This is a genomic window from Roseburia inulinivorans DSM 16841 (assembly GCF_000174195.1).
Lineage (GTDB): Bacteria > Bacillota > Clostridia > Lachnospirales > Lachnospiraceae > Roseburia > Roseburia inulinivorans.
Genome location: NZ_ACFY01000143.1, coordinates 1 through 13,350 on the forward strand (window position 1 = coordinate 1; position 13,350 = coordinate 13,350).

The following is a 13,350-nucleotide window of genomic DNA, read 5'->3' on the forward strand; positions in this document are numbered from 1 at the left end:
TGAAAATCCGTAACACCACCCACAAGCGGCAGTTCATACGTTAAAACTCCGGTTATTTAAACAGATTTTTGAAGAACTCCCCAATCGCACTAAAGATATTTCCAAAGAAATTACCAATAGATGCCATGATTCCGGATGAACTTCCTCCATTTTTAAAGGAATTGTAAAGAGATGCTGCGTAATCCACCAGTCCACTTAAATCAATTCCCAGAGAAGTGATTTTCAAAAGAAGATCAACTATCTTCTGTCTCTCATCATCCGATAAAGTGACGCCATATTTATCACAGGCTTCATCAATTGCTTCGTTGATACTCTTCTCGTCAGTCAGTCCCTTTTCTGCAATCAGTGACTTGATGTAAGCAATAAACTCCTCCACTTCCTGATCGGTCAGACCCTGAATGGAAGCTTCCAGTTCTCCGGTGACAACAAGTTCATTTAACGCTGCATCTACAACGTTATCCTGTACTGCTTCCCCGGTCATTGCCTCATATGCCTCAAAGATTCCAACCAGTGCAGCGGTTCCGGAAATTGGCTTAGGACCTGCAACGATGATATCTGCATCTGTAATTCCAGCAGTTGTCAGCGCATTTTTGTACATACCAACGGTACAGTATGTGATATTGTTCGTAGAAATGTTTAATCCATTTCCTTTTTTACGTTTTACGATCACGACAGAAGACCATGACTTGCTTCCAATTTTGGAAGAATCCACATAGGAATCCAGATACTGATGCTCCTGTGCATTTGTAACGTAAGTCACGTTATAATTTGCCAGATTGGCAGGATCGATTCCCATAAGGGATAATACGGTATTTTTCTGGTCATCGGACAAATCCGCACCGAGTGCAAGATAAGGTTTATCATCTTTCTTAATCTCAACATTATCGTTATTCTCATCCACAATGACATCTCCAGTCACATTTTCTGTGGATTTTTTATCATCTTCTACCGTTACCCCACCTGTGATATTATCGGTTGTGCCACTGGTGGAAGTATTTGTGCTGTCGGAATTTGTTGTTGTACTGCTCTGTGCATCTGAAGCAGAATTATTTGTTGTGCTGTTCTGTGCATCTGAAGCAGAAGTATTTGTTGTGCTGCTCTGTGCATCCGAAGCAGAATTATTTGTTGTGCTGTTCTTCGTATCTGAAGCAGAGCTGTTTTGTGTAGTTGTAGTTCCGGTTGAACCAGCATTGGTATCTGTACCTGTTGTGCTGCTGTCATTCTGCGTTGCCGCCTGATTCTCCGACTGTGTTGTCTGGGAATCACCGGATGTGGCATTGCCTGCCTCCTGCCCTGCGGTGTTCTGCGCAGAAGCATCTGCTGCAAATGATGTTACATGTGTTGGTATCATCATCACTGTTGCTAAAATAATTGCTGCAATTCTCTTTGTCATTCTCTTTCTCTTCACTTTTTTTCCCTCTCTTTTTATTTACGTATCGATCCGCACTCTCATCCATGCAAGAAGATCTGCATACACTTTATCGCGGTCTGTCTCATTTAAGATTTCATGTCTGTCATTTTCGTAGAGCTTATATGTAATATCCAGAGAACCTGCCTCTTTGAAGAGATCATACACTTTTTTCACACCGACACCGTTATCTCCCACCGGATCATCCTGACCAGATACAATAAAAATTGGAAGCTTGTTTGGTACTTTCTTCACATTTTCCAACTGATTATCGTAGAGAACCGCTTCCATCAGCCCCAGATAGCCGTTTAATGTAAACTTGAACGTACACCGCGGTTCGTTATAATAGAATTTTACAATATCCTCATCTTTTGTAAGCCAGCTGTTGGAAGGTGTTTTTCCGGAAAGATCATATTTCTTATATGGTCCGCCAAACGACAGCGATTCTACCAGTCTGCTTCTGTGATGCCAGCCAAAAATTTTTGCAAGGAATCTGCATACATTGATTCCGAGTCTAGTCATACTGTCCGGCACACAACCGGTTCCCATAATGATCGCCCCTCTTAAATCATCATTGTAAACGGTGAGGTATTTCCGAAGCATATAAGATCCCATACTGTGTCCCATCATAAAATAAGGAACACCCGGATTTTCTTTCTGAACCATTGTGCGCAGTGTATGCATGTCTGCGATCACCGTGTCACTCGGATTTTCCGCAAAATATCCCCAGTCCTCTCTGGACGCAACGGAATCCCCATGTCCTAAATGGTCATGTCCCACCACCATGAAAGCATTCTTAGTTAAAAAATCAGCAAATGGTCTGTAACGCTCCACAAACTCGATCATGCCATGTGTGATCTGTAAAATCGCCTCATAATTTCCATCTTCCGGAATCCATCTGACTGCATGGATGGTTGTTTTGCCATCCGCTGATAAAAATGTAAACTTCTCCTCTTTTGCCATACTTTTCCCCTCTCTTACTCTTTTTGTGATTGTAAGTAAATGCTGTTTTTTAACCTGTGGCTTCTTTATTCCGCCTGAACAAAACGATGGATCTCCTCCACACTGTGTTCTAATTCATCTGCACATTCTTTGTGCTCTTTCCATTCCTGACGCAGTGTTTCTGCTTTGGATAACACTCTGCTCTGCACTTCGAAAAATTCATTTTCACCCTGACAGAGACTTTCTAATATTTCTTCAATATTTGTTTCTTTTTCCACATTTTCATGATCCGTTTCCATCGTTTCCGTGTCTCTGCTTTCCAGAAGTTTTACCATGGCGCTGTTATTTTCTTTTAAAAGATCATTTAACAGCTGGATCTGTTTCTCTGCCGCTGTGGCAGTTTCCTCAAAACCACTGATTTTCGTAAGCACATCTGCAACTGCCGAAGTATACTGCTCTGCATTCAAACGCACTTCCTCTGCCGCTGCCACAAATTTTCTTCCATCTTCACCCATGCGTCCTGCTTCAATTGCTGCGCCAAGTGCCAGAACTCCCATATTCTGTGAGATATCTGCCAGTTTCTTTAACGCATCCCCAACAGACTTTCTCTCCTGACAATATGCCTCATAAAATGATGCAATCTCCTTCATTGGTGTTGTGACATGCTTGTTCTGCTCTACAACTCTGGCTATTTCCCCATGCTCATCTTTCATCTGCCGGCGGAGTTCTTCTTTTTCCTGCTGCAGTCTTGTATTCTGCTCATTCTTTTTCATTAGCTGCTGTTTCAACAGTACGGTCTGTCCTGAATTTGCCTCTGAACACTCTTTTAACAATTCCAATTCCTCTGAAACTGCCGCAATGGTCTCATCCAGTTCCGTTTTTGAGATCGTCATCTGCACCACTGTCTCTTCTGCGCTGTCTTTTGCTTTTGCAATATTAGAAATCCGCTCCTGCAGACGGTTCTGTTTTTCCTGTAATGCCAGAAGTTCCTCTTCCAGTTCTTTTGCTTTTTTTCCACCAAACATATGCCATCCTCCAGTTTTACTGATAATTTCGAATGATAACCTGTACGCTTTCCACTCCATTATACTCGTTAATCTCCGGATAGTACACAATCATTATCCTCAATTTGTTTATCTGTCCGCGAAAAGCTTTTTCCACTTCCGCACTTCCATACTTTTCTGCATAATATGCTTTGAACGCCTCAATATCGCCAAAATAGACTGCCGTTACTGCCTCACCGGCGGCTGTCAGCAGGTTCAGCCGCAACACATTCTGATTTTTCCCGACCACAAAAGCCCTTGTGATACTCAGATTTTTATCGGCAAACTGCGGCTTGATATTGGCTTTTCCAAAAGGCTCCAACACTGCAAATTCCCGGATAAGACCGGCATCCGCATACGCTGCTGGCATCGGAATATCAATTTTGATCTTCGGAATCAGGTCATCCTCCGTGAGATTTGCACAGGCATTGATTTTTTCACGGAACTTATCCACGTTTTCTTCCGGAAGAGATAATCCTGCCGCCATCGGATGTCCGCCGAATTTTTCCAGAAGTTCCCTGCACTTACATAGTTCCTCATACATGGAGTACTCCTCAATGGAACGCCCGGAGCCCTTCACGCCCTCCTCCGCCTTCGTCAGCACAAATACCGGCTTATGATAAGCCTCCCGGATACGCCCTGCAATGATTCCTGCAAGACTTTCGTGCACCTGTGGCAGATAAATGACAAGCACTTTATCCGACATGTAATGTTCCTCCACCACACGTTTTGCCTCCTCGACGCCATCTGCTGTCATATCTTTGCGCTGCTGGTTTAACTCCACAAGCTCCCTTGCCGTTTTTGCTGCCTCTTCCTCTCCCTGTAAAAAAAGAGACAGAGACAGTTTTGCTGTATCAAGTCTGCCACTCGCATTGATACACGGTCCTAACACAAAACCAAAATGATATGCATTGATCTGCTCCGGTTCTAAATGATTCTGAAAGATCAGGGCGCGCATCCCCGGATTTTTTGTGCGGTGAATGCGGTTTAATCCCTCTTTCACCAAAATGCGGTTTTCGTCTGTCAGATCCATGACATCGCCAACGGTTGCAAATGCGACATTTTCCAGAAATTCATAGGTTTCTTCCAGGGCAAAACCCATTTTTTCATACAATACCTGCAGCACTTTCCATGCGACTGCTGCTCCACATAACTCTTTAAAAGGATACGCACATTCCTGCTGCTTTGGATTCACGATTGCATCTGCGTTGCTGCGAAGGAACTGCTTTTCCCCGTTCTCCTCTGTATAGGGAATCTCGTGGTGATCGGTCACTAACACGGTCATCCCAAGTTCTTTGGCATGCGCAATCTCTGAGATTGCAGCAATTCCGTTATCGCACGTAAGAATGGTATCCATTCCGTCTCTTTTTGCCTGATCGATCAGATTCTCATTGATTCCATAGCCATCCTTCATACGGTCCGGAATCTGCGTGGAAACATTTCCACCACAGTGTTTAATTCCCCGGTATAAAATATAGGTTGACATAACTCCATCTATATCATAGTCGCCGATAATACGGATCGGCTTTTGCTCTTCTATTTTAACTTTTAAAATATCTGTCAAACGATCTGCATCTTTCAATAAATGTGGATCGTATAAATCCTTTAAACTTCCATAGAGATATCTTTCAAATGCCGCCTCCCCGATCACCTCACGGTTTCGGATAAGACGCGCTGTGACAGGGCTGATCCCGAACTCTTTTCCAAGCTTTTCAAAATCAGCCCCTTTGTTGATTACAAACCATTTTTCCATGTAACACCTGCTGCCTGTTTTTTCTTATGAATTTATCTTTTAATAATGCACTTCCATCAGCATCAGTCCACATGCCGGTGCTGTATAGCCTGCGTTCTCCCGGTTTTTGCTCTCTAAGATCTGCGGCAGCTCCTCCGGCGCTCTCCTGCCATCCCCGACCTCGATCAGCGTACCCGTCAGGATCCGCACCATATTTTGCAAAAATCCATTCCCCCGGTAATCGATCCAGAGATCATTCCCTTTCTTCGTAAAATTGATCTCATAAATTGTGCGGACTGCCGTTTTTTTCATTTTCTTATTTCCGCAAAATGAAGTAAAATCATGTGTTCCGATCAGATAGGAAGCAGCTTCTTTCATGCGTTCCACATCGAGTGTTTTCTCATACTGGTACTCATATTTCCGCTCGAAAACATCCGAGATCTCTCCCATATGGATGTGATAGCGGTAGGTCTTTTTCTTTGCGGCGTAACGGCTGTGAAAACGCTCGTCCACCTGCTCAACCGCAATAACGGCAATGTCATCCGGCAGATAATGATTCAGATAGGACAGGATCTTTCCCTCCGTAAAATGCTCCTCAATATGAAAATTTGCCACCTGGCCTTTGGCATGCACGCCCGCATCCGTTCTCCCCGAACCGATGACTTCCACCGCGTGTCCTGCCATCTGTCCCAGCACTGCTTCTATTTTTCCCTGAATGGTCAGACCGGTGCTGTTCTGCCCCTGCCAGCCCTTGTATCTTGTTCCGTCATACTGGATTGTGATTTTATAGTTGTTCATACTTTTTATCCCTGCTTTACTGCAATTTAAACTGTCTTTTAGTTTAACACACTTTCCACTCAAATCCTAGTCTGCGATCTGTCCTGAAACGTTTTTGTGCCGGGGAACTGAAAAATACCAATCCCCCGGCACATTTACTCTGCATTTTATACCAGTTCTGCAATCCTTGTCACCGCAACGTAGATCTCCGATATTTTATACCAGGTACGGTAATCTACCACTCCCGTCACAGGCAAGCCAAAAATAGACTGGAATTTTTCTACTGCTGCCCTCGTTGCCTCTCCGTAAATCCCATCCGGTGTGATCGTCGGGATTGCCGGATAAGCCTGCGAGATTCTCGCTAACTGTTCCTGGATCTGCCGGACCTTATCTCCGGCAGCTCCCACTTCCAGATTATACCGCGGCCAGGATGCCGGGATACCGGAAATCTCCTCCGCTGTATTGATAAACATATTATCACCATAATAATAACGGAGAATTTCTATCGTTTCGTAGTTCTGATCCCCAAGATATTTGCTTCCCCACTGGCTCAGCCAGTTGCTGCACGTCACGCGCTGTCCGTCACAATACTGCGTCAGGATTGGCTGTCTCACATTCGGTCTGGAAAGATAATTCTGGAACATTTCATCTACCACATCCGAGATACTCTGAAAAATATTTCTTCCATAAACGAATTTCTGGTCAAAAGCAGTGGATGTTGTGATCGTAAAGTTATAGCCTTTGTTCCGGTACCATTCCGTGTAAACCCTGTTTAATGTAAAGGACATGATTGCAAGGATATTGGCACGCAGCGTGCTGTCCGGCCACGTGCTGTATATCTCGCTGGATGCCACATTTTTGATGTAATCCCGGTAACGGACATAATAATTTGCCGCATTGGGATCCGATGGCGGTCCGTCATGAACAACGACAAATTCCGGGATCACCACTTTACTCAGCACGATCTCCCCTGAGTCGGAGACAGGCTTGATCTCGGACTCTGCTATTTTTGCCGGGAAATTGCCAAACAACGTATTGACCGGAATCACAATGGAATCTATTTGATTTTCTTCCTCATTTTCTTCCGCCATTCGCACCTGTTGCAATGCGAGCTGCTCTGAAAAAACCTGAACGCCCGAAATACTGACGGGACGATATCCCGGTGCGGTAACTTTGACTGTATATTGGGCAAATGGTTGATTTTCGGAGGGTTCCATCGAGTATTCAAGCGGAGGCGCATCAAGCGTAAGTTTTTCCGACATTCCCGAATCATCCGCGCTTACCTCCTCCACCGTGGAATCCGGATCTCCAGAATAGGAAATGGTGATTCTTGCTCCCTCAATCGGTCTTCTGGTCCGGTTTGTAAGTACTTCTACTTTGAGGCTTCCTTTATCTACAGCCTCTGTCTGGGCATATTTGATATCTGGCATGAACAACCTCTTCATACATTTCCTTATATTATATGCTCAGACATGCAATCCTGTTCTGCTTCCTGTGCAAAACATTCGATTTCCCAACTTCTCAATTTTTATTTCCGTTCTTTATCCAAATCCCCCAAAACTTAATTCTTACTCTACCGTAACTACCTTCGCCAGATTTCTTGGCTTATCAACATCAAATCCCTTATCGGATGACACGTAATATGCTAAAAGCTGTAATGCAACCGATGCAGGTAAAACCATAAATTCATCCTGCATATCCGGAAGCTTGATCACCTGATATTCGGTATCAAGATCACCGGAAAGTGCCTCTTTGATAAATAATACAATATCTGCACCTCTGGATTTTACTTCCTTAATATTGGAAAGCTCTTTTGACATGAGTTTTTCCTGTGTTACCGTTGCAACAACCGGTGTGTTAGTCGTGATCAGTGCAATTGGTCCGTGTTTTAATTCGCCGGAGGCATAAGCCTCAGAGTGAATATAAGAAACCTCTTTCAGTTTCAATGATCCTTCCAGTAAAATAGAGTAATCCAGTCCACGTCCGATCATAAACAGATCCTTTGCTTCCAGAATCTTCTTTGCGATCACATGGATGTCACGTCTTTTCTCCAATACTTTCTGCATCACTTCCGGAACACGCTCTAATTCTGCGATAAAGCTCTTTGTCTGCTCCTCTGTGTAGACACCTCGCAATAATGCCATTTTTGCAACCACAAGATAAAATACGGAAAGCTGTGTTGTGTAAGCTTTTGTACTTGCCACTGCAATTTCAGGTCCTGCTGCGGTGTATAACACATAATCACTTTCTCTTGCAATGGAAGAACCTTTTACGTTGATAACGGATAAACATTTTGCGCCCTGTCTCTTCGCATATTTTAATGCTTCCAAGGTATCAATTGTCTCACCGGACTGCGATACTGCGATCACCAATGTTTTCTCATCAATGACCGGATCAGAATACATAAACTCTGATGCAAGTTCTACGTCCATCTGCACATGAACGATAGATTTTACAAGAGCCTGTGCCACAAGTCCCGCATGCATGGCTGTTCCGCATGCTACCACACAGATTCTGTCACAGTCTGTAAAAAGAGAATCCGGCACACCATCCGAGGTAAAATCAGGCAGACCGTTCACGATACGGTCTTTGATCGTATTCCTGATTGCTTCCGGCTGCTCCATAATCTCTTTTTCCATATAAAATGGATAACCATTCTTTCCCGCGCTGTTCAACTCCCAGTCAACGGACAAAAATTCCGGTTCTACCACATTGTCATTTAAATCCGTAAGTACCACATGATCTTTGTGCAACTCTAAAATGTGATATTCCGGTACAACAAAGTATTCATTTGTAAAACGGCAGAGTGCAGTCAGATCTGATGCAAGCATTGCTCCCTCTTTGCATATGGTTGCAACGATCGGGCTGACATTCCGGATCGAGTAGATCACATCCGGCTGATCTTCAAACAGGATCACAAGCGCAAAGGTACCCTTTAATTTGCTCACTGTTTTTTTGATCGCCTCCTTTGGATCTCCCTTGTAATAATGATTTAATAATGCAGCCGCAACTTCACTATCTGTTTCAGAATGAAGGATTTCCTGCAAATCGTAATCGGCGATCAGCTCACGATAGTTTTCGATGATCCCGTTATGAACCAGAGTCACTTTTCCCTGCTGATGCGGATGTGCATTCTGGTCTGTAACTCCACCGTGAGTTGCCCATCTTGTATGTCCGATACCGCAGGCAGACAAAATCTTCTTTGAATCACAAATTGCTCTTAAATCACTTACTCTTCCGGCACATTTATAAACATTTGTCACATGGGAAGTTTCGTCTTTCACTGCAATACCCGCACTGTCATATCCACGATACTCTAATAATTCCAACGCATCTAATAAAACATCTTTTACGTTTTCACTGCCTGTATAACCTATAATTCCACACATATTAAATTTCCTCTTCTTTTCTATTTAAAATTTAAATCATATTCGAATTCAATTGTCCCATTATACCGTATTTGTTTTGCAGTCACCTGCATATTTGCCGGCATATCTCGCACTGGGAAGTACGAAAGGGCGTCCGCCGAATTTTCGATAACCCTTTTCCTCGTTAACCTGTGTATGGTCGTCCTCACAGGTACATGGCGCTAGAAGAGAAACCTAAATGTCTGCAATCAGTCACAGACAGGATCGCATATCTGAAAATATAAACCTTATTCGATTATCAATGTGCTATATATATTGTAAATGCCTTCATAAATGCTGCTACATCTATGAAGGCATCTATAACATGATTACTATACTATGATATGTGAAAAATGTCCAGAAGTTATTTTACTTCTACTGTCCAGCCATATTTATCCGGGATTCTTCCCCACTGGATGCCGGTTAAGGTATCATATAATTTCTGTGTCAGTTCTCCAATTTCAAAGTTGTTGACTGTCACAACATCATCTTTGTAACGAAGTTCTCCAACTGGTGAGATAACGGCTGCTGTACCTGTACCGAATACCTCTTCCAATGTACCGTCATGTCCGGCTTTCATCAGATCATCTACGGAAAGTCTTGTCTCATTTACTTTGTAGCCCCAGTCACGGAGCAGATGGATCATGGAATCTCTTGTAACACCCGGAAGAACGGTTCCTTCGATTGGTGCTGTGTAGATTTCACCGGCAATCTTGAACATGATGTTCATGGTTCCAACTTCCTCTACATATTTACGATGCTCACCATCTAACCAGAGAACCTGTGCATAACCAAGTTTTTCTGCTTTCACCTGTCCCAGAATAGAACCTGCGTAGTTACCACCACATTTTGTAAAGCCTGTACCACCTTTTACGGCACGGACAAGTTCATCCTCAACCAGAATCTTAACCGGATTAAGACCTGCTGCATAGTAAGCACCTACCGGACAGCAGATAATCATAAACTTGTATGCGTTTGCCATATGTACGCCGAGTGCTGCTTCTGTTGCAAACATAAATGGTCTGATATAAAGGGAAGTGTTTGGTTCAGATGGAACCCAGTCAGCTTCTACTTTTACAAGTGCTTCCACTGCTTCGACAAACATATCAACCGGGAATTCCGGCATGCAAAGTCTTGCGTTGGAATTGATCATTCTCTTTGCGTTCATCTCTGGACGGAACAACTGGATTTTGCCTTCTGCCGTACGGTATGCTTTCATACCTTCAAATGTTTCCTGTGCATAGTGAAGTGTCACACATGCCGGATCCATTGTGATAGGTCCTTCCGGAACGATTCTTGCATCTTTCCATCCGTCTTCTTTTGTCCAATCCATGACAAACATGTAATCTGTCATATACTTACCAAAACCAAGATTCTTCTGGTCTGGTTTCTCCTTTAATACCGGTCTTTTTTTCAAATCTGATATCCATAATATCCTCCTTTTCCCATTACACTTTTGGGAAATTAACTTTGACAACCATTATGATACTTTCTTTTTTTCATGTCAAGATTATTCCGAAGCCTTATGTTATGTATAACTATTAGTTATTATCTGTTTTATTTTCTATAACCTGATTTTATTTTCTTTTTCAAGTGACTTTTCCACTCTCCTGTAATATAATAAAACTACCTAAAAAAATTATGAGAGGTGATCCCTATGCATACATTTCAGCCAATTCCAGTTGACATGCTGGACATGAATCCATTTACAAAAATCGGCAAAGAATGGGCGCTGCTCACAGCCGGAAATAAACAGGAATCCAATACAATGACCATTAGCTGGGGCGGTGTTGGTGTTTTATGGGGCAAAAATGTTGTCTATGTTTTTGTCCGTGATTCCAGATATACCAAGGAACTGATCGATGCCGGAGACTTTTTCTCCCTTACATTTGTAAGTGACCAGTACCATGATGCCTTGAATTACTGTGGCTCCCATTCCGGTCGAAACGAAGATAAGATTGCAAATGCAGGTCTTTCCGTGGACTACCGCCATGGAATCCCATACATTGACGAGGGAAATCTCGTCTTGGTATGTGAAAAAATGTCTGCTACCAGAATCACGGATGATTCCTTCCTTGATTCCGAGATTGCTGACAAATGGTACAAAGACGGTGACATGCACACCATGTACGTTGGTCAGATCATTGATGTGCTCGCAAGATGATCATTTCTGCTAAGCTCTGATTTTTTTGCAAAACGCTGCATTCCTAAATCACAAAAGCCTCCCGGCAAAAATGATCCGGATTGCCTTTCATTGCAATTCCCTCATTTTTATCGGGAGGCTTTTTTTACTCATGAAGCAGATAACCACTTCTTATTCGACAAAAAAATTTATTTTATTTCAATGGATATTTCTCTGTCAAAGATTTCACGATTGCCTTTGCCTTGTCGGCTGCCGGCTCACCCTCTTTGATCATCACTGCGATTGCCTCTGCGATCTGATCCATATCATCCGTGTTTAATCCGCGGGAAGTTACCGCCGGAGTTCCAAGACGTACACCACTTGTCACAAATGGAGATTTCGGATCGTTTGGAATGGTATTCTTATTGCAGGTAATGTTGACGGAATCCAGAAGTTTCTCAACTGCTTTTCCGGTAAGATCATAATTGGTCAGATCTACGAGCATGAGGTGATTGTCTGTTCCACCGGATACGATCTTAATTCCACGATCCATCAGTCCCTTGCAGAGTGCCTGTGCGTTGTCAATAATATTCTGCTGGTAAACCTTAAATTCCGGCTGCAATGCCTCTTTGAAGCAGACTGCCTTGGCTGCGATCACATGCATCAGTGGTCCGCCCTGAATGCCCGGGAAAATTGCCTTGTTAAAGTTATATTTGTCCGCAACTTCCTGACTGCTTAAAATCATTCCACCTCTCGGTCCGCGCAATGTCTTGTGTGTCGTGGTCGTCACAACGTGTGCATATGGAATTGGGCTTGGATGAAGTCCTGCTGCCACAAGTCCTGCAATATGCGCCATATCGACCATGAGCACTGCACCACATGCGTCTGCAATCTCACGGAATCTCTTGAAATCAATGGTTCTCGCATAAGCGGATGCCCCTGCAATGATCATTTTTGGTTTACATTCCATTGCAAGTCCTTCCACTTTATCATAATCAATGAATCCCTCGTCATTGACACCATATGGTACTACATGAAAATAAGTTCCGGAAAAATTGACCGGAGAACCATGTGTCAGATGTCCACCATGGTCTAAGTTCATTCCCATGATCGTATCACCCGGTTTTAAAATTGCAAACTGCACCGCCATATTTGCCTGCGCACCGGAATGTGGCTGCACATTGACATACTCACACCCAAATAATTCTTTTGCGCGCTCTCTTGCCAGTTCTTCCACAACGTCCACGCACTCGCAGCCACCGTAATATCTCTTTCCCGGATAACCTTCCGCATATTTATTCGTCAGGACACTTCCCATTGCTGACATAACCGCCGGGCTTACCCAGTTTTCGGATGCGATCAGCTCAATATGACTGTTCTGTCTGTCAAGTTCATCGGTAATTGCCTGTGCGACTTCTATATCCACTGCCTGAATATCTTCTAATGTGTACATAAACTCCTCCTTGTCTTCCGCCAGATTTTAAACTTCATTATAAAGGACTTTCTGAAAATATTCAATTGCTAATTTATTTTTCTATTTCTTATAAAACATCGCAAACCATGCATTGATCACATCCCAAATCCATGCATATTCCCGATCAATGCCGCGATGCATATCTGCAAGATCAGGATAAGTGGCATTCCCACCACAAAATACCAGTGCTTTGTCTTATGATGAAACAGATACATGCCGACCCACGTTCCGGCACTGCCGCCTAAAATGCTCACAAGGAAAAGTGTTTTTTCCGATATCCGCCACGTATGATGCCGCGCCTTGCTTTTGTCCATTGCCATCACTGCGAGTCCAACAAGATTCATAATAATCAGATAGATCAAAAGTCCTTTTTGCATTCTCCTGTCTCCCTTCGTTTTTTCTGTAAATGTGAAATGCAAAAACGGCCGCCAGAAGGCAGCCGTTT

The 13,350-nt window shown here is 43.3% G+C and carries 11 protein-coding genes; 1 reads left to right on the forward strand and 10 read right to left on the reverse strand.

Annotated features, from left to right (window positions below; translation table 11 throughout):
• Nucleotides 1-52: 52 nt before the first annotated feature.
• The 8 genes from ROSEINA2194_RS14655 to ROSEINA2194_RS14690 all read right to left on the reverse strand — a co-directional run bounded on the left by ROSEINA2194_RS14655 (nt 53) and on the right by ROSEINA2194_RS14690 (nt 10,726).
• Nucleotides 53-1,393, reverse strand: coding sequence for a DUF1002 domain-containing protein (locus tag ROSEINA2194_RS14655; protein WP_007889106.1), 1,341 nt, complete (start codon nt 1,391-1,393; stop codon nt 53-55).
• A 36-nt stretch (nt 1,394-1,429) separates the two neighbouring features.
• Nucleotides 1,430-2,371, reverse strand: a complete 942-nt coding sequence (locus tag ROSEINA2194_RS14660; RefSeq protein WP_007889108.1) for an alpha/beta fold hydrolase — start codon at nt 2,369-2,371, stop codon at nt 1,430-1,432.
• Between the two features lie 65 nt (nt 2,372-2,436).
• Nucleotides 2,437-3,375, reverse strand: a complete 939-nt coding sequence (locus ROSEINA2194_RS14665) for a methyl-accepting chemotaxis protein (RefSeq protein WP_044928330.1) — start codon at nt 3,373-3,375, stop codon at nt 2,437-2,439.
• A gap of 16 nt (nt 3,376-3,391) precedes the next feature.
• Nucleotides 3,392-5,146: a single-stranded-DNA-specific exonuclease RecJ gene (gene recJ / locus ROSEINA2194_RS14670; protein WP_007889112.1), complete on the reverse strand. Its 1,755-nt coding sequence runs from the start codon at nt 5,144-5,146 to the stop codon at nt 3,392-3,394.
• A gap of 39 nt (nt 5,147-5,185) precedes the next feature.
• Nucleotides 5,186-5,923 carry a tRNA pseudouridine(38-40) synthase TruA gene (gene truA, locus ROSEINA2194_RS14675; protein ID WP_007889115.1) on the reverse strand — a complete coding sequence of 246 codons (738 nt, stop codon included), beginning with the start codon at nt 5,921-5,923 and terminating at the stop codon, nt 5,186-5,188.
• A 146-nt stretch (nt 5,924-6,069) separates the two neighbouring features.
• Nucleotides 6,070-7,332 (reverse strand): peptidoglycan-binding protein, encoded by a 1,263-nt coding sequence (locus tag ROSEINA2194_RS14680; protein WP_044928334.1) that lies wholly within the window; start codon nt 7,330-7,332, stop codon nt 6,070-6,072.
• Between the two features lie 138 nt (nt 7,333-7,470).
• Nucleotides 7,471-9,291, reverse strand: a complete 1,821-nt coding sequence (glmS, locus tag ROSEINA2194_RS14685) for a glutamine--fructose-6-phosphate transaminase (isomerizing) (protein WP_007889120.1) — start codon at nt 9,289-9,291, stop codon at nt 7,471-7,473.
• A 382-nt stretch (nt 9,292-9,673) separates the two neighbouring features.
• Nucleotides 9,674-10,726 (reverse strand): branched-chain amino acid aminotransferase, encoded by a 1,053-nt coding sequence (locus ROSEINA2194_RS14690; protein WP_007889121.1) that lies wholly within the window; start codon nt 10,724-10,726, stop codon nt 9,674-9,676.
• Nucleotides 10,727-10,966: 240 nt separating this feature from the next.
• Between ROSEINA2194_RS14690 and ROSEINA2194_RS14695 the strand changes: the two genes are divergently transcribed.
• A complete protein-coding gene (locus ROSEINA2194_RS14695; RefSeq protein WP_007889123.1) occupies nt 10,967-11,473 on the forward strand; it encodes a flavin reductase family protein in 507 nt (168 codons plus the stop codon).
• Nucleotides 11,474-11,645: 172 nt separating this feature from the next.
• On the opposite strand, the gene glyA is transcribed toward ROSEINA2194_RS14695, so the two are convergent.
• Together glyA and ROSEINA2194_RS14705 are read right to left on the reverse strand one after the other, a co-directional pair.
• Complete coding sequence (gene glyA / locus ROSEINA2194_RS14700; protein WP_007889124.1) at nt 11,646-12,884, reverse strand: serine hydroxymethyltransferase; 1,239 nt, start codon at nt 12,882-12,884, stop codon at nt 11,646-11,648.
• A gap of 116 nt (nt 12,885-13,000) precedes the next feature.
• Complete coding sequence (locus tag ROSEINA2194_RS14705) at nt 13,001-13,282, reverse strand: DUF1294 domain-containing protein (RefSeq protein ID WP_007889126.1); 282 nt, start codon at nt 13,280-13,282, stop codon at nt 13,001-13,003.
• Between the last annotated feature and the right edge of the window lie 68 nt (nt 13,283-13,350).

Coding starts and splice junctions, on each gene's coding strand:
- ROSEINA2194_RS14660 (WP_007889108.1), bottom strand. CDS start 2,371: ATGGCAAAAGAGGAGAAGTTTACATTTTTATCAGCGGATGGCAAAACA.
- ROSEINA2194_RS14665 (WP_044928330.1), bottom strand. CDS start 3,375: ATGTTTGGTGGAAAAAAAGCAAAAGAACTGGAAGAGGAACTTCTGGCA.
- ROSEINA2194_RS14680 (WP_044928334.1), bottom strand. CDS start 7,332: ATGCCAGATATCAAATATGCCCAGACAGAGGCTGTAGATAAAGGAAGC.
- glmS (WP_007889120.1), bottom strand. CDS start 9,291: ATGTGTGGAATTATAGGTTATACAGGCAGTGAAAACGTAAAAGATGTT.
- ROSEINA2194_RS14705 (WP_007889126.1), bottom strand. CDS start 13,282: ATGCAAAAAGGACTTTTGATCTATCTGATTATTATGAATCTTGTTGGA.
- ROSEINA2194_RS14655 (WP_007889106.1), bottom strand. CDS start 1,393: ATGACAAAGAGAATTGCAGCAATTATTTTAGCAACAGTGATGATGATA.
- ROSEINA2194_RS14695 (WP_007889123.1), top strand. CDS start 10,967: ATGCATACATTTCAGCCAATTCCAGTTGACATGCTGGACATGAATCCA.
- recJ (WP_007889112.1), bottom strand. CDS start 5,146: ATGGAAAAATGGTTTGTAATCAACAAAGGGGCTGATTTTGAAAAGCTT.
- truA (WP_007889115.1), bottom strand. CDS start 5,923: ATGAACAACTATAAAATCACAATCCAGTATGACGGAACAAGATACAAG.
- glyA (WP_007889124.1), bottom strand. CDS start 12,884: ATGTACACATTAGAAGATATTCAGGCAGTGGATATAGAAGTCGCACAG.